Origin of the sequence: Nonomuraea mesophila (assembly GCF_004352805.1) — a bacterium.
GTDB lineage: Bacteria > Actinomycetota > Actinomycetes > Streptosporangiales > Streptosporangiaceae > Nonomuraea > Nonomuraea longispora.
In genome coordinates this window covers 39,029-54,782 of record NZ_SMLD01000025.1, presented here as the reverse complement: position 1 = coordinate 54,782, position 15,754 = coordinate 39,029, and the positions used below count along the sequence as shown (strand labels likewise).

General features: G+C 70.4%; 20 protein-coding genes. 17 read left to right on the top strand and 3 right to left on the bottom strand.

From position 1 onward, the window contains the following. The first annotated feature begins 31 nt into the window (after positions 1 to 31). The 7 genes from E1295_RS12700 (at position 32) to E1295_RS12670 (ending at position 5,003) form a co-directional block, all read left to right on the top strand. A complete protein-coding gene (locus tag E1295_RS12700; RefSeq protein ID WP_132630454.1) occupies positions 32 to 1,345 on the top strand; it encodes an AI-2E family transporter in 1,314 nt (437 codons plus the stop codon). 88 nt (positions 1,346 to 1,433) lie between these two features. Beyond that, entirely contained in the window at positions 1,434 to 1,985 is a 552-nt protein-coding gene (locus E1295_RS12695) for a PaaI family thioesterase (protein ID WP_132630453.1), read from the top strand. Further along, positions 1,982 to 2,434 (top strand): dUTP diphosphatase, encoded by a 453-nt coding sequence (dut, locus tag E1295_RS12690; RefSeq protein ID WP_132630452.1) that lies wholly within the window; start codon positions 1,982 to 1,984, stop codon positions 2,432 to 2,434. Before E1295_RS12695 ends, dut begins: the two co-directional genes overlap by 4 nt. 74 nt (positions 2,435 to 2,508) lie before the next feature. Then, on the top strand, positions 2,509 to 3,147 hold the full coding sequence (locus E1295_RS12685; RefSeq protein WP_132630451.1) for a DUF3710 domain-containing protein: 639 nt from the start codon (positions 2,509 to 2,511) through the stop codon (positions 3,145 to 3,147). Positions 3,148 to 3,356: 209 nt separating this feature from the next. Further along, positions 3,357 to 3,563: an OB-fold nucleic acid binding domain-containing protein gene (locus E1295_RS52400; protein WP_225289212.1), complete on the top strand. Its 207-nt coding sequence runs from the start codon at positions 3,357 to 3,359 to the stop codon at positions 3,561 to 3,563. A 4-nt stretch (positions 3,564 to 3,567) separates the two neighbouring features. Next, entirely contained in the window at positions 3,568 to 4,236 is a 669-nt protein-coding gene (locus tag E1295_RS12675; protein ID WP_166427194.1) for a DUF3159 domain-containing protein, read from the top strand. 233 nt (positions 4,237 to 4,469) lie between these two features. After that, positions 4,470 to 5,003 (top strand): NUDIX domain-containing protein, encoded by a 534-nt coding sequence (locus E1295_RS12670; RefSeq protein ID WP_181957980.1) that lies wholly within the window; start codon positions 4,470 to 4,472, stop codon positions 5,001 to 5,003. A gap of 58 nt (positions 5,004 to 5,061) precedes the next feature. On the opposite strand, the gene E1295_RS12665 is transcribed toward E1295_RS12670, so the two are convergent. After that, a complete protein-coding gene (locus E1295_RS12665) occupies positions 5,062 to 6,084 on the bottom strand; it encodes an LLM class flavin-dependent oxidoreductase (RefSeq protein WP_132630450.1) in 1,023 nt (340 codons plus the stop codon). A gap of 48 nt (positions 6,085 to 6,132) precedes the next feature. Continuing rightward, entirely contained in the window at positions 6,133 to 7,200 is a 1,068-nt protein-coding gene (locus tag E1295_RS12660) for a methyltransferase (protein ID WP_132630449.1), read from the bottom strand. Between the two features lie 520 nt (positions 7,201 to 7,720). Here E1295_RS12660 and E1295_RS12655 point away from each other — a divergent pair. Beyond that, a complete protein-coding gene (locus tag E1295_RS12655; protein ID WP_132630448.1) occupies positions 7,721 to 8,143 on the top strand; it encodes a hypothetical protein in 423 nt (140 codons plus the stop codon). 116 nt (positions 8,144 to 8,259) lie between these two features. Here the strand turns inward: E1295_RS12655 and E1295_RS12650 are convergent, their stop codons facing one another. Next, positions 8,260 to 9,057, bottom strand: coding sequence for an SDR family NAD(P)-dependent oxidoreductase (locus tag E1295_RS12650; protein WP_132630447.1), 798 nt, complete (start codon positions 9,055 to 9,057; stop codon positions 8,260 to 8,262). A gap of 189 nt (positions 9,058 to 9,246) precedes the next feature. Here E1295_RS12650 and E1295_RS12645 point away from each other — a divergent pair, with 189 nt between their 5' ends. Genes E1295_RS12645 through E1295_RS12605 form a run of 9 tightly spaced genes read left to right on the top strand, consistent with a single transcriptional unit; the run spans position 9,247 to position 15,754 of the window. After that, positions 9,247 to 10,443 carry a nucleotide disphospho-sugar-binding domain-containing protein gene (locus tag E1295_RS12645; protein ID WP_132630446.1) on the top strand — a complete coding sequence of 399 codons (1,197 nt, stop codon included), beginning with the start codon at positions 9,247 to 9,249 and terminating at the stop codon, positions 10,441 to 10,443. Positions 10,444 to 10,500: 57 nt separating this feature from the next. Continuing rightward, positions 10,501 to 10,839, top strand: coding sequence for a TcmI family type II polyketide cyclase (locus E1295_RS12640; protein WP_132630445.1), 339 nt, complete (start codon positions 10,501 to 10,503; stop codon positions 10,837 to 10,839). Beyond that, entirely contained in the window at positions 10,832 to 11,290 is a 459-nt protein-coding gene (locus E1295_RS12635) for a cupin domain-containing protein (RefSeq protein ID WP_246063725.1), read from the top strand. Before E1295_RS12640 ends, E1295_RS12635 begins: the two co-directional genes overlap by 8 nt. Continuing rightward, a complete protein-coding gene (locus E1295_RS12630; protein ID WP_132630443.1) occupies positions 11,287 to 12,552 on the top strand; it encodes a beta-ketoacyl-[acyl-carrier-protein] synthase family protein in 1,266 nt (421 codons plus the stop codon). The genes E1295_RS12635 and E1295_RS12630 overlap by 4 nt, the downstream gene beginning before the upstream one ends. A gap of 4 nt (positions 12,553 to 12,556) precedes the next feature. Beyond that, complete coding sequence (locus E1295_RS12625; protein WP_132630442.1) at positions 12,557 to 13,780, top strand: ketosynthase chain-length factor; 1,224 nt, start codon at positions 12,557 to 12,559, stop codon at positions 13,778 to 13,780. 30 nt (positions 13,781 to 13,810) lie between these two features. Next, positions 13,811 to 14,062, top strand: a complete 252-nt coding sequence (locus E1295_RS12620; RefSeq protein ID WP_246063724.1) for an acyl carrier protein — start codon at positions 13,811 to 13,813, stop codon at positions 14,060 to 14,062. Between the two features lie 10 nt (positions 14,063 to 14,072). Continuing rightward, positions 14,073 to 14,540: an SRPBCC family protein gene (locus E1295_RS12615; protein WP_132630441.1), complete on the top strand. Its 468-nt coding sequence runs from the start codon at positions 14,073 to 14,075 to the stop codon at positions 14,538 to 14,540. Position 14,541: 1 nt separating this feature from the next. Further along, positions 14,542 to 15,012 (top strand): anthrone oxygenase family protein, encoded by a 471-nt coding sequence (locus tag E1295_RS12610; RefSeq protein WP_220448677.1) that lies wholly within the window; start codon positions 14,542 to 14,544, stop codon positions 15,010 to 15,012. Between the two features lie 10 nt (positions 15,013 to 15,022). Further along, positions 15,023 to 15,754: an SDR family NAD(P)-dependent oxidoreductase gene (locus E1295_RS12605; protein ID WP_132630440.1), complete on the top strand. Its 732-nt coding sequence runs from the start codon at positions 15,023 to 15,025 to the stop codon at positions 15,752 to 15,754.

The window sequence follows — 15,754 nt, the reverse complement described above, 5'->3', positions numbered from 1 at the left end:
ATCCGCCGCCTGGACGTGCCAGTCTTGAATCGTGCTTCCCGACCGCCCAACCAATCTCGTGCCGCCCGTCCTGGCCAAGATGGCCGCATGGTGCGGGTGCCTGATCCTCGTCGGCGTGGTCGTCTACTACTTCGTCCAGGTCATCGCCGGGCTCACGTTCGTGGCGCTGCCCGTGGCGATCGCGCTGTTGCTGACCGCGCTGCTGTTCCCGCTGACCAACGCCCTGCGCCACGCCGGCATGCGGCCCATCTACGCCACCTGGATCACCATGCTGGTGGCGCTGGCCGTGCTGGCCGGCACCGGCTGGCTCGTCGGGGCGCGGGCCAGCGAGGAGTTCCCCAACCTCGTCCGGCAGGTCCAGGAGACCGCCAGGTCCGTGCAGGAGTGGCTGATCAGCGGCCCGCTGCAGCTGGAAGAGGCGCAGATCACCGGCTATGTCGACGAGGTCGTCGACATGGTCAACGCGCAGCGCACGGCCATCACGGGCACCGTCCTGTCGGCCGGCGCGGTGGCCTTCGAGGTGCTCGCGTCCATCGTGCTGCTGCTCTTCGTGACGTTCTTCCTGCTCAAGGACGGCGACCGCATCTGGACGTGGTTCCTCAAGGCGTTCGGCAGCGTGGCTCCGCGCGTCGACCGTGCCGGGCGGGCCGCGTGGACCACGCTCTCCCACTACGTCCAGGGCACCGTGGCCGTGGCCGCCGTGCACGGTCTGATCATGGGGGTCGTGCTGGCCGGCATGGGGGTGCCGCTGTGGGCGCCGCTGGCCGTGCTGATCTTCTTCGCCAGCTTCATCCCCATCGTCGGCATCTTCTTCGCGGGCACCGTCGCCACGCTCGTCACGCTGGGCGCCAAGGGCCTCATCTTCGCGCTGATCTTCCTCGGCATCCTCATCATCGAGCAGCAGCTGGAGAACCACGTGCTCCAGCCGCTGATCGTCGGACGGGCCCTCAACTTCCACCCGCTGGCGATCATCCTGGTCCTGGCGGTCGGCGGCATCCTCGCGGGCATCGCGGGGGCCGCCGTGGCGGTGCCCGTGGCGGCGGTGATCTACCGGGCGCTGCCGGAACTGCGATCCCGCCCGCCCGCACTGCCGGCCCCGGACGGCACGTCCCTCACCCCGGCCGGGCCGGAACCTCCCACTCCTGGCGACACCCCCCGCGCCCGTCCGGCCGCCGGCCCGGGTGAGGCCGCAGAGGTCCCCAGGCCCAGGGACGGCGACGCCGGCGAGCACTCCGGAGCCGGGGAGCCGCGTCGCGAGCCCTCCGGCCGGCAGGACCGGACCACCGCCGGGCCACGCGGTGAGGACCCCGAGGAACGCGGGGACGAGACCGGCCCGCGTGACTAGAGCGCCGTGACCGGGGTCGCGGATGGCGCAGGCCACCGGGCCGTGACGATGACAGCGGACGGCCCGACACGGAGTAACCTCATCACCCGTGACGCGTTCTCCCCTGACGACCCCGCAGCCGGGCGCCGCCCCGCCCGCGGTGCATCCTGAGGCGCCGCCGCCCGGCACCGGCCTGCGCAGCCACTACAACCACTGCTTCGGCTGCGGCGCCGACCAGCGCCACGGCCTGCACCTCACGGCCAGGACACCCGACGGGTCCACCGTCGAGGCGGAGTTCACCGTGGGGGAGGCGCATCAGGGAGCGCCGATGCTGGCGCACGGCGGCGTGCTGGCCGCGGCGATGGACGAGGTCATCGGGATGTCCGTCTACCTGTTCCGCAAGCCTTATGTGACGGGACGTCTGGAGACCGACTATCTCCTCCCCGTCCCCGTGGGCACGACACTCCACCTGCGTGCCTGGTGCAACGGCATCGCGGGCAGGAAGGCGTACCTTGAGGCTGAGGGGCGGATCGGCGCCCCCGGCGGACCGGTCGCCGTCCGCGCGGCAGCGCTGTTCATCGAGGTGAACATGGAACACTTCGCCGAGCACGGCGATCTGGCCGCGATCGCCGCCGAACACGACTACGAGGTGAACCCTTGACCAACGCAGGTGCGGGCCCCGAGGTCCTCATCCACCGGCTCGACGACGGGCTGCCGATGCCGTCCTACGCCCACCCGGGTGACGCGGGCGCGGACCTCTACGCGGTGCGGGACGTCGAGCTGATGCCGGGCGAGCGGGCCGTCGTCGGCACGGGAGTGGCGATCGCCCTTCCCGACGGATACGCGGCGTTCGTGCACCCGCGGTCGGGGCTCGCGTCACGGCACGGTGTCACCCTGGTCAACGCGCCCGGCACGGTCGACGCCGGATACCGCGGCGAGATCAAGGTGACGCTGATCAACACCGACGCCAAGGAGCCGTTCCGTCTCCAGCGGGGCGACCGCATGGCGCAGCTCGTGGTGCAGCGGGTGGAGCGCGCGGCCTTCTACGAGGTCCGACGCCTGCCCGGTTCGGTGCGCGGCGCCAACGGATTCGGATCGACAGGACGCTGACCGGCGGGCCGCGCCCGCGGCCCTTCGACATGGCGGGCCGCCAGGCGGCCCGGTGAGCAAGGAGAGTGAGGAACGTGTTCCGACGTCGTCGTCGTGAGCAGCCGGAACGGGCGATCGAGCAGGAGCCTGCCGCGCCCGACCGAGAGTCCGGCCCGTGGGACGCCGACGAGCCCCACCCCGACACGGACAGGATCGACCTCGGCGGCCTGCGGCTGCCGCACAATCCCGACTTCGACGTACGGCTGGCGTCGGTCGGCGACCAGCACGTCGGCGTCGTGGCCCTGTACGAAGACAGCTCGCTGCAACTGCAGGCCCTGGCCGCGCCGCGCAGTTCGGGGTTGTGGGACGAGGTGAAGGCCAAGATCCTGGCCCAGGCCAAGCACCTGGAGGAGCAGGAGGGCCCCTTCGGCAGCGAGCTGACCGGCGAGATGAAGGTCGACGGCGCCGCCAGGCCGGCCCGCTACCTCGGCGTCGACGGGCCGCGCTGGTTCCTGCTCGCGGTGATCTCCGGCAAGGCGGCCGTCGACGAGACGATCGCGACGGCGTACATCGACTTCATCAAGGACGTCGTGGTCGTGCGGGGTGACGAGCCGATGGCCCGCGAGGAGCCGATCCCGCTGCGCAGGCCCAGCGATCCGGGCGCTGAGCAGCAGGAGGACGAGCAGGGGTTCAACCCGTTCAGGAGAGGGCCGGAAATCAGCGAGATTCGCTGACGGCTGACATCACATAGGCTGGCTCCATCATGAGTACGGCAGAGCCCCGGAAACGCAGGGGATTGCGCGGGTTCCTGACTCGGCTGGCCTCGTCCCAGTCCGAGATCGAGGCCCAGGAGCTGCGGGAGGACGCCGATGAGGTCGGCGCCACCCCCATCGCTTCGTGTGGCGGGCGCCGGCGCTTCTGCGTGGCGGGTACGCTACGTACAGTGACATTGCGCCCGAGGGGCGGTGCTCCCGCGCTCGAGGCCGAGCTCTACGACGGGTCGGACGTGATCGACCTGGTCTGGCTCGGCCGTCGCAAGATCGCGGGCATCGAGCCCGGCCGCACGGTCAAGGCCGAGGGCCTGGTCAGCATGCAGGACGGGCGCAAGGTGATGTTCAATCCGCGTTACGAGCTGCGCCCAGGGAGTTGATCGAGTGAGTGCCGAGGCAGAAGAGGCCGCCCACGACACGGTTGAGGCGGCGGTGCGGGCCCAGCTCGCCAAGGCCTTCGGCGGGGTGCGCGGCATCATCGAGGCGGCGGTCCCGACGATCGCCTTCACGGTGTCCTGGCTCACCACCGAAGACCTGAAGCTGTCGCTGATCATCAGCGTCGCCCTGGCGGTCCTGCTGCTGGTGGTGCGGATCGTGCAGCGCTCCACGCCGCAGTTCGTGATCAACAGCCTGATCGGCATCGCGATCGGCGCGTTCTTCGCCAGCCGCACGGGCGACGCGAAGGACTATTTCCTGCCCGGCATTCTCTGGAACGCCACCTACATGGTCGGCATGCTGGTGTCGATCGTCACGCGCTGGCCGGTCGTCGGGTTCCTGATCGGCTCGGTCACGGGCGACCCGACGGCCTGGCACAAGGACCCGGGCATCGTGCGCCTCTGCACCCGGCTGACGTGGCTGCTCATGTTGCCGTGCGCGGTGCGGGTGGCCGTCCAGGGGCCGGTCTACCTGTTCGGGGGCGGCGACCAGGCGGTGGCGGCCCTCGGCTTCGCCAAGATCGTGATGGGCTGGCCGCTCCAGGTGGCCGCGTTCGCCGCGATGTTGTGGGTGCTCGGCCGCGGCCGCACCCCGATCAAACCGGTCGCACCGGCCTGACCCGCTCGCCGGCCGACCAGGGGGCCCTGGGGCCGGCCGGGCCTGTCGCCGGCGGTGTGCGATCGTGCCCCGGCGCACGCTCTCCGGGAGAGTTACGCTGATCCTTGCTCAGGCGAGCCGCTGAGCGGCACGCGACGACTTCTCCCGGGAGGACGTGGTTCCATGGTGGACGCCGCGGTGGGCCCGCGTGTGCGGGCCGCGGCAGGTCCTGATCCGGCTGCGGGCTGTGCGGCATGAACCACCCCTCGATCCGGCAGGTCTCCACCGAGGTCATCTATTCCAACACCTGGATGACGCTGCGCGAGGACGAGATCGAGCGGCCCGACGGGTCGCGCGGCGTCTACGGTTATCTGGAGCGGCCCAACGCCGTGCTGGTGATCCCGCTGGAGGACGACGGTTTCCATCTCGTCGAGGAATACCGTTATCCGATGCGGCGGCGCTCGTGGAGCTTTCCGCAGGGGTTCGCGCCCGCGCCAACGCTCGAGGAGGCGGCACGTCAGGAACTCGAGCAGGAGACCGGATTACGTCCTGCCGGCCTCACGCTGCTCGGCACCATCGACGTGGCGCACGCCATCAGCACCGAACGATCCAACGTCTACCTCGCGACGGGCCTTGAGCACGGCGCCAGCGCCCGCGAGCACAGTGAGCAGGACATGCGCCAGCGCTGGGTGCCACGGGCCGAGTTCGAGCAGATGGTCCGCGCGGGCGCGGTCAGGGACGCCGGTTCGCTGGCCGCCTATACGTTGTTCCTGCTGTCGCGGGCGTGACCCTTGCCCAGGGCCGGCGGCCGATGCCTGTCCACGGGCCCGGTCCTGGCTGCTCGTCCTAGCGTTCGATGCTCTCGCGGGCGGCGGCCACGGCGTGAAGGATGTCGAGCTGCCCGTCGCCGGTCGTGGCGAAGGGCGAGACGACGAGGGTCGTGGCCCCGCTCTTCAGATATTCCCGCATCCGGTCGGCTATCCGGGTGACCGGGCCCAGCAGGGAGACGCGGTCGGCGAACCCGGCGGGCACGGCCGCCCGCGCCCCCTTGAGGTCGCCCGCGGCGTAGCGCTCGTGGACAGCGGCGGCCTCCTGACCGAAGCCCATCCGCCCGGCAAGCTTGCAGTAGAAGTTCCGCCTGCGATCGCCCATGCCGAGGAAGTGAGCGAAGTAGCCGCGCACCGCGTCCATGGCCTGGTCCGGGTCGTCGTTCACGGACACCGGCAGCCCGGGCAGCACCTCGAAGCCGTCGAGGTTCTTTCCGGCTTTGTTCCGGCCGGTCCGCAGGTGGTCCAGGGCCTGCGTGAGCGTTTCGGGGGTGCAGAAGACGCCCAGCCAGCCGTCGGAGATCTCGCCCGCCAGTTCCAGGTTCCGCGGGCCGACCGCCGCCAGATAGATGGGGATGTGCCGCCGGACCGGCTGGGTGAGCAGCGTGAAGGGCGTCGCGGTGCTCCCCTGGGGCGGCAGCCGGTAGTGCTCGCCTACGTGGACGACCTGCTCGCGGTTGAGGGCGCGTCGCACAATGTCTACATATTCGCGGGTACGTCCCAACGGTCGGTCGAACGGCACGCCGTACCAACCCTCGCTGATGTCGGGATTGGAGACGCCCAGTCCCAGGCGGAAGCGTCCGTCGGACAGAGCGTCCAGCGTCGATGCCGTCAACGCGGTGAGCGCCGGGGTCCGGCCTGGGATCTGGAACACAGCGGACGCCAGGTCGATGGTCCGCGTGCGCATCGCCACCGTGCCGAGCACGGTGGCGGCGTCGGACCGGTACCCTTCGGGCGCGAGCGCGAGGTCGTAGCCGAGCCGCTCGGCCTCCTGCGCCACCCGTACCGCGCTCTGGTAGGTGAGGTTGACACCGAGCCTCATGGCCATGGCTCCTTCCGGGGCTGACTGGTCGCGGGGAGGTCACACGGCTCAGGCGGGCCTGCCCTCGACGATGCCGTGCGGCGGAGCAGTCGGATGGATGCCGACCAACTCGAACCCGGAGACCTGCAGCAGCCGGCGCCACTCCTCAGCGGTGCGCTCGGCGCCCTTGTCGTTCACAAGCATGGCGAGGTCCATGAGCTTGCTGTAGTGCCATGCGTTCAACTCGGGCAGCACCCCGTCAATGATCAGCAGCCGCCCCTCATGCTTGCCGCCGATCGCCTGGCGCACGCGGCGCAGGATGCCTTCGCACTCGGCGTCGCTCCAGTCGTGCATGATCGCCTTGAGGACGTACGCGTCGGCGCCGCTCGGGACGCTCTCGAAGAAGCTGCCCTCCTCACAGTGCACCCGTTCGCCCACACCCTCACGCGCGAGCAACTCGCGGGCGCCCTTGATGGCGGTGGGGATGTCGTACAGGATGCCGCGCACCGCCGGGTGGCGCCGCAGGATCGCCGAGAGCAGTTGCCCCTGCCCGCCCCCGATGTCGGCGACCACGGGGAAACGGCCGAAATCGAAGGAGTCGGCGATGCGCGGAGCGCGGGCGTCGTTGAGCGCCGTCATGGACCCGTGGAACACCTCGGCGAATTCCGACGCGTCCTGCTCGAGGTACTGGAACCAGGTCTTACCCCCGCGCAGTTTCGGGCCCACGGCCTCGCCGGTGCGGACCGTGTCCATCACGTGGCCCCAGCAGTTCCACACGGTCGTCTCACCGTAGAAGTAGGCGAGGTTGCGCAGGCTCCCGGGGACGTCGCTGCGCAGGTACTGAGCCTTGGGCGTGAGCTCGAAACGGCCGTCGGGCCGCTCGGCGAACACGCCTACGGAGGCCGCCGCGCGCAGGAACCGGTAGAGCGTACGCTCGTGCGCCTCGGTGGCCCCGGCCAGGTCCTCCACGGTGCGCGGCCCGTCGGCCAGCAGGTCGGCGATGCCCAGGCGGGCGACCACGTGCAGCACGCCCGTGATCCACTTGCCCGCCAGCATCAGCAGGACCTGCTCCTGGTCGGGACGGTCGTCGCTGTACGGCGGCGTGCTGAGCGCCATGGGCGAGGGCTCGTTCGTCATGTTCCCTCCATCGGGTGCCGAAGGTCTCCTCGTCGAGGACACCGGAGCTGTTGGGACCGGTGCCGTCGTGATGCTGACAGTCACCGCTGGAGATCTGGTGGTTACCGGATAGAGCCGTCCTCACCACCGCTCGGGAAGGAAGACGTGCCGCGGTCCTGCGGCCAGTAAGGCTCGATCGAGCTTGGAGAACGGGTTGCCACACTCGCCCTGGTGACGGTTCGGACGGGGAGGCGGGAAATGTTTGACCAGGCGCGTTGGCGGCGTGCGTACGACGTGGTGACCAGGTGGTTGACCGAGGGACTGGCGCTGACCGGGTTCGCTTTCCTTGATCCGCCGGCTGCGGACCGGGCGCTGTTCGAAGACCAGCGAGGCTCGAGTGATCCCAGAGGCGGCGGTCCTAACCTCCCAGACACTCCCGGGAGGAGACGTCCAGAGCAAGCTGGGGGTCACGGGGTGGATTCACGTTGGAGGGTCAGTGGCAAAGACGATCGATCGTCGTAGGCTCTTGTCGAGGAGCGCGGTGCTCGCGCCCGCTGCGGGACTGGCGGCGCTGCTCAGCGCCGACGTGGCGAACGCGGACATCGAAGGGCGGGCGCACTCCCTCATCGGCACCTGGCACGTGGACATCGTGTTCCCCGGGCCTAACCCGGCGGAGAAGGGGCTCTTCCTGTTCACCAACACGGGGCTGGTCATCTGCACCAACACCCGGATCAGAGATCTCGGGCTGGGCAAGTGGACGGCACACGGCTCGTTCCGCTTCGACTTCACCTTCAGGCACCACATGTTCATGCCTGACGGCACCTGGGTGGGCACCCTGGACATCGCTCATTCAGGCACCGTGACACAGAAGACCTTCTCGTCGTCGGGAACCGGCACGGTCTACGACACGAGCGGGAACCAGACCGAGACGATCGAGTCCCGCACCACGGCGGTGCGTTACTGATCGCCGCCCCCGGCCGATCCCGGCCCGCGAGGCCGGGATCGGCCGCACCCATGCCCGGAAGCCGGACCCTGGCTTCCGGAGCCGGCCCGGAGCCGGACCCCGGGCCGGCAGGGCGCCTAGTTGCCTCCGGCGACGTGCACCACGCTGCCCGTGACGTTGCCGTTGACCGTGGAGGCGAAGTACAGGACGAGCCCGGCTATGTCATCGGGCGTGGAGATGTGGCCGGCCGGTCTGCCCTTGTTGAGAGCGCGCTTGATCTGCTCCGGCGACTTGCCGGCCAGATCCTTCCTGAACTCCTCCGGGACCCGGGCGAGGAAGCCGCGCGTGACGGTGGGGCCCGGCGCGACGACGTTGACGAGGATTCCCTGCGGCGCGAGCTCGGTCGCCAGCGTCCTGCTCAGCCCGTGCAGAGCCATCTTGCTCGCGACGAACGCCTCGTCGCCGGCGGCCCCGCGCTGGACGATGTTGGCCGAGATGAACACGATGCGCCCCCACCCCTGCTTCTTCATCCAGGGCAGGGCCGCCTGCACGGTGTGGAAGGAGCCCTCGACGTCGGCACGCAGGAACGGCTGCCACTCCTCGACGGGGATGTCCTCGAAGGCGACGGGATGCACTTTCGTCCCCGGGATGGCCGAGGCGTTGACGATGACCACGTCCACGCCACCCCACTCTGCGGCGACGGCGTCGAAGGCGGCCTGAATGGAGCCGCGATCCGTCAGGTCGTACCGGACGGTGGTCGCTTTGCCGCCCAGGGCCCGCACGTCCTGCGCCACCCGGTACGCGCCGGACTCGTTGCGGTGGTAGGTGACGGCCACACTGGCGCCTTCTGCGGCGAACGCGCGCGCGAGGTGGCCGCCGATCGAGCCGCTGCCACCCGTGATCAGGACGACTTTGCCGGCGAGGCCGAGATCCATGAACCACTCCCTGACGATCGACGGGCGAACCAGTTAGATGTCGAGTCACGCTAAGGAGCTTCGCTCGCAGAATGCTCGAAGAGCGGTCGATGACGCCGCTCCGGGCGGGCCGCGTCATCGTCCGGCCTTCGAGGGGGAGCTGTCAGGGTTCGGATGACCGGATCCCGACACGACAGGAGGCGTCGGTCCATGCGCGTGCTGTTCACAGGGTGGGCCTGGCCCTCGCACCTGTATCCCATGGTCCCTCTGGCCTGGGCCTGCCTGGCGGCGGGGCACGAGGTACGCGTGGCCGTCCCGCCGGACGCCCAGGACGTGATCCTCCGAGCGGGCCTCACCCCCGTCAGCGTCGGCCGGGCGGTGGATGTGACGGGTGTCATACGCGGCTTCGTCAAAGGGCCGAGGACCGGCAACGGACGGCCGTCACGCCCGGTGGCGGGCGACCCGGCGGCGCGGACGCCGCGTGCGCTGAGCATGTTCGTCGATCTGGCCGTGGCGATGGCCGACGACCTGGCGGCCTTCGCCCGCGACTGGAAGCCCGGCCTGGTCGTGTACGACCCCACCGCCTGGGCCGGCCCGCTGGCTGCGGCGGTGGCCGGCGTGCCGGCGGTCCGTCAGCTGTACGGGACGGACCTGCTCGTCCCGGCCAGGGAAGCGATCATCGGGGCGCTGGAGCCCGTCGGTGACAAGCTCGGCGTCGGCCCGGTGGATCCCATGGGCGCGCTGACCATCGATCCCTGCCCTGTCACGCTGCAGGGCCAGGTGCCCGGAACCAGGCGGCGGATGCGCTATCTGCCCTACCAGGGCGTGCACGACCGCGTCCCCGCCGAGCCGCCGGAACGGCGGGACCGCCCCGTCGTCTGCGTGACCTGGGGGACGACGATGGCCAGGCTCGGCCATGAGCATTTCCTCGCCGGGCACGTGGCCCGCGCCCTGGCCGGCCTGGACGTGGAGATCGTCCTGGCGATCGCCTCCGGGCAGCGCGCCCTGCTCGGACCGCTGCCACCTGGCGTACGGGTGGTGGAGTCGGTCCCGCTCCGCCTGCTCACGCGCGGCGCCGACCTGCTGGTGCACCACGGAGGAGCGGGCTCGATGCTCACCGGCCTGGTGAACGGGCTGCCACAGCTCGCGCTGCCGCAGCTCCCCGACCACATCGGACACGCCAGGCGGCTGGCGGCCACCGGCGCGGGGGCCGCCATGGAGCCGGCTGACGGTTTCGGCATGGCGGAGATCCGCGACACGGTCGCAGGCCTGCTCGCCTCAGCCGATCACGAACGTGCGGCCGGGCGCCTCGGCGTGGAGATGGCCGCGCACCCGGCCCCGGCGACTCTGGTCACCGAACTGGAGCAGCTGGCCGGGACCCGTGACGGTGGCCGGGCGGCGGTATGAGCGCACCGGCATCAGGAAGGGCCCCGCGCCATCGTGCTGGACTGAAAGGAGACGCACATGCGCCGTACCTTGATCGTCGCCAGGATGGAGCCTGCCGACGCCGACTCGGTGGCGGACATCTTCGCCGACTCCGACGCCACGGAACTGCCAGGGCTGGTCGGCGTCACCCGTCGCACGCTCTTTCACTTCCACGACCTGTACTTCCATCTGGCCGAGGCGGAGACCGACGTTCCCGCGCGCGTGGACGAGGTACGGCAGCACCGGCTGTTCCGGGACGTCAGCGACCGGCTGGCTCCGTACGTACTGCCCTACGACCCCAGCTGGCGTGGCCCGCGCGACGCGATGGCCACCCCGTTCTACGAATGGGAGAAAGGACATGGTGGACGGCGTGTCTGACACCGGTGTCGCGCCTTCCGAGGCGAGCCCGACGACGGACGAAGGACCTCTCAGCAAGGTCGGCCTGGCCGAGACAGTGGTGAACAGGCGCCGGGGTGGTGAGATCCGCGTGCTGCTGAGCCCCAAGACCACGCGGACCAGCTCCGGTTTCATGGGGGTGCTCACACTCCAGCCCGGCGAGTACGTCTCCGAGCACTACCACCCGTACTCGGAGGAGTTCCTCTATGTGTCCCGCGGGACGATGGTGGTGCGGATCGACGGCGACCAGGAGCTGGAACTCGCCGAGGGCGAGGGCATGGTGATCCCCAAGAACGCCCGGCACCGTGTGATGAACCGCGGCGGCGGAGAGGCGTTCGCGATCTTCATGATGTGCCCGCTCGCTCCGAGGCCGGACCTGGGCCATGTCGACACCGAGCCGTACCCGGAAGAGGCCGGCGAGGTGGAGCCGTGACGGGCGGACGGCGGGTGGTCATCACCGGCATCGGCACGGCGACCCCAGGGGGCATCGGGACCAAGGCCTTCTGGGAGCTGCTCATGGCGGGACGGACGGCGACCCGGACGATCTCGCTCTTCGACCCCACGGGCTTCCGCTCCCGGGTGGCCGCCGAGTGTGACTTCGATCCGCGCGCGGAGGGGCTGTCGCCGCAGGAGGCCCGCAGGATGGACCGCGCCGCGCAGCTCGCGGTGATCTCCGCGAGGGAGGCGTGGCAGGACAGCGGGCTGGACGGGGAGAGTGTGCCGCCCGAGCGCCTCGCGGTCAGCGTGGGCAGCGCGGTCGGCAACACGATCAGCCTCGAGCAGGAGTACGTCGTGGCCAGCGACGGAGGCAGCCGATGGCACGTCGACCACGCGTACGCAGTCCCGCACCTGTACGACTACCTGGTCCCCAGCACCCTGGCCGTCGAGGTGGCCTGGGCGTGCGGGGCGGAAGGACCCGTCTCGCTGACCTCGACCGGGTGCACGTCGGGGCTGGACGCCGTCGGACACGGCTACCACCTCATCCAGGAGCACGCCGCCGACGTCGCCGTGGTGGGCGCCACCGACGCCCCCATATCGCCGATCACCGTGGCGTGCTTCGACGCGATCAGGGCCACCACTCCCAGGAACGACGATCCCGAGCATGCGGCCCGCCCCTTCGACGCCAGCCGCAACGGCTTCGTGCTCGGGGAGGGCGCGGCGGTGATGGTGCTCGAAGAGCGGGAGCTGGCGATCCGCCGCGGCGCTCACATCTACTGCGAGGTGGTGGGCTTCGCCGCCCGCAGCAACGCCTTCCACATGACCGGGCTCAAACCCGACGGCAGGGAGATGGCCGAGGCGATCAGGGCCGCGATGGACGAGGCCCGATTCGTACCCGAGGACATCGACTACGTCAACGCGCACGGCTCGGGCACCAAGCAGAACGACCGCCACGAAACCGCCGCGTTCAAGCGCAGCCTGGGCCCGCGTGCCCACGAGGTGCCCGTGAGTTCGATCAAGTCGATGGTCGGCCATTCGCTGGGCGCCATCGGCTCCATCGAGGTCGCCGCGTGCGCGCTGGCGATCGAGCATCAGGCCGTCCCTCCCACGGCCAACCTGCGCGACCCCGACCCGGAGTGCGATCTGGACTACGTGCCGCTGACCGCCCGGGAGCAGGTCGTGGAGGGCGTCCTGACCGTGGGCAGCGGGTTCGGCGGCTTCCAGACCGCGATGGTGCTCGCGCACCCCGGGAGGTGAGCCCGTGACCACGAGGTACGTCGTCACCGGCATCGGCGCGACCGCTCCCAACGGGCTCGGCACCGAGGAGTTCTGGTCCGCCACGCTCGCGGGCCGCAGCGGGATCGGCCGCATCACCCGGTTCGACCCTGAGCCGTATCCGTTGACCCTGGCCGGTCAGGTTCGCGGGTTCGCCGCGGACGAGCACCTGCCCGCGAAGATCACGGTGCAGACCGACCTCATGACCCATCTCGCGCTGGTGGCCTCCGAAATGGCCCTCGCCGACGCCGGGATCGACCCGGCGCGGCAGCCCGAGTACGAGATGGCCGTGATGACGGCCAACTCCTCGGGAGGCAACGAGTTCGGGCAGCGAGAGATCCAGGCGCTGTGGAGCAACGGCCCGCGCCACGTGGGCGCGTACCAGTCCATCGCCTGGTTCTACGCCGCCTCCACCGGCCAGATCTCCATCCGTCACGGCATGCGCGGCCCCTGCGGGGTGATCGCCACGGAGCAGGCCGGCGGCCTGGACGCCCTGTCGCAGGCGCGGCGGGCGTTGCGCCAGGGGGCCGGGATGGTGCTGACCGGCGGGACCGACGCCTCGCTGAGTCCGTACGGTCTGGTCACCCAGCTCCCCACCGGAATGCTGAGCCGATCCGCCGACCCCGCCCGCGCCTACCTGCCCTTCGACGCCGAGGCCTGTGGCTACGTGCCGGGGGAGGGCGGCGCGATCCTGGTCATGGAGGAGGAGAGGGCAGCCAGGGCGCGCGGCGCCGCACGGATCTACGGCGAGATCGCGGGGTACGCGGCGACCTTCGACCCGGCGCCTGGCTCCGGCCGGCCGCCGGGACTGCTCAGGGCCGTCAAGGGGGCGCTCGCGGACGCCGGGATCGCGCCCGGCGACGTCGACGTGGTCTTCGCCGACGCGAAGGGCGTCCCGGAGGCGGATCTTCAGGAGGCCGGGGTGCTGGCCGAGATCTTCGGGCCCGGCGGTGTGCCGGTGACGGCGCCCAAGACCATGACGGGCCGGCTCTACGCCGGCGGCGCGGCACTCGACGTGGCCGCGGCACTGCTGGCCGTGCACCACTCCGTCATCCCCCCGACCACGAACGTCACCCGGCCGGCGCCGGGCTGCGACATCGACCTCGTCCTGGACGTGCCCAGGGCGGCCAGGGTCAGGACCGCGCTGGTCGTGGCCCGTGGCCACGGCGGATTCAACTCCGCCGTGGTGGTTCGCGCGGCAGGCGGCTGAGGCCGCACATCACCACAGAAGGAGGAAGACGTGGACAAGACAGAACTCCGGCTGGACGAGCTGAAGCGGATCATGCGCGAATGCGGCGGACCGGCAGACCTCGACGCCGACATCCTCGACGTGTCGTTCAAGGAGCTGGGCCTGGACTCGCTGGCGGTTCTGGAGATGGGGGCCCGCGTCGAGCGCGACTACGGCATCGAGGTGCCCGACGACGCCATGGAGGAGCTGAAGACGCCCCGCCAGACGCTCGACTTCGTCAACCACCGCCTGTCGGCTGCTTAGGAGTGACGTCATGGCAGGTCACACGGACAACGAGATCGTCATCGCGGCGCCTTTCGACCTGGTCTGGGAGATGACCAACGACGTGGAGTCGTGGCCGGGACTGTTCAGCGAGTACGCCTCGGCGGAGATTCTGCACCGCGAGGGAGACATGGTGCGCTTCCGGCTGACGATGCACCCCGACGAGAACGGCAAGGTCTGGAGCTGGGTCTCCGAACGCGTGATCGATCGGCAGGCCGGCACCGCCCGCGCGCAGCGGGTCGAGACCGGGCCGTTCGAGTACATGAAGATCCGGTGGGACTACACCGCCACCCAGGACGGGGTGCGGATGCGCTGGATCCAGGACTTCCACATGAAGCCCGAAGCCCCCGTCGACGACGCGGCCATGACCGATCGCATCAACCACAACACGGTCGTGCAGATGCGCCGCATCAAGGAACGAGTCGAGAGCGCCGCCCGCGCGGCGTCGACTCCGGCATGACGTGCTCGTCCAGGTATTGGTGCCGCTGGCGCTGGTCGGCAACGGTCTCGCGGCCGGCGTCATGCTCTCGACCGTCATCGGGGTCGTGCCGTGGATGCTGGCGCAGCCGTACGACAGGTACGTCGTGGCGACCCGCTTCCTGTGGTCGCGGTACGACCCGTTCATGCCGATCGTCAACGCGCTCACGTGCGTGCTGGATGTCGTGCTGATCTTCGTGGTGCCGGCGGCCGTGCCCCGGACCCTGTTCGCGGCCGCGGCCGGGCTGCTGCTCGTCGTAATGACGATCTCCATCGTCAAGAACGTGCCCATCAACCGGTACGTGACCTCGCTCGACCCCGCCGCCCGCCCGCCCGACTGGGAGCGGCGGGATCCGCGGATGCGCTGGCGCGGCTGGAACCTCACCCGCACGGTCCTGGCCCTGGTGGCGTTCGGCGTGAACGCCTGGGCCGCGACCGCCCTCATCTCAATGTGAAGGGACGACCATGGAACTGCGACTCGCCGGGAAGAAGGCGATCGTCACCGGCGGCACCCGGGGCATCGGACGGGCCATCGTGCTCGGGCTGGCCCGGGCGGGCGCCGACGTCATCACGTGTTACCGGCAGGAGGGCGAGGCGGCCGAGCAACTCGCCAGGGAGCTGAAGGAACTCGGTGACGACCACCACGTGATCAAGGCGGACGTCGGCCGGCCGGAGGAGGTCGAGCGGCTCGTCGAGGAGTGCCGGTCTCGGTACGGCGCGCTCGACGTCATCGTCAACAACGCGGGCGCGATCAGCCACATCCCGTTCGCGGAGCTGACGGCCGAGGAGTGGCGGCGCGTCGTCGACACCAACCTCACGGGTGCCGCCTTCGTCGTCGGAAAGGCGCTGCCGCTGCTGGGACAGGGCGCTTCCATCGTCAACGTGGGCTCCCGGGTGGCCACCGTGGGAGTGCCGCTGCGCGCCCACTACACCGCGGCCAAGAGCGGCCTCATCGGGCTGACCCGGTCGCTGGCCAAGGAGCTCGGTCCCCAGGGGATCCGCGTCAACGTCGTCGCGCCCGGACCGGTGGACACCGGGATGGACATCCCCGCCCCGGTGCGCGAGCGCTACAGGAACCTGATCGCGCTCGGCCGGCTCGGCGCCTCCGAGGAGATCGCCAACGTGGTGCTCTTCCTGGCCAGTGACCTGTCGAGCTTCGTGAGTGGCGAGACGATCCACGTGGACGGGGGCATCTGA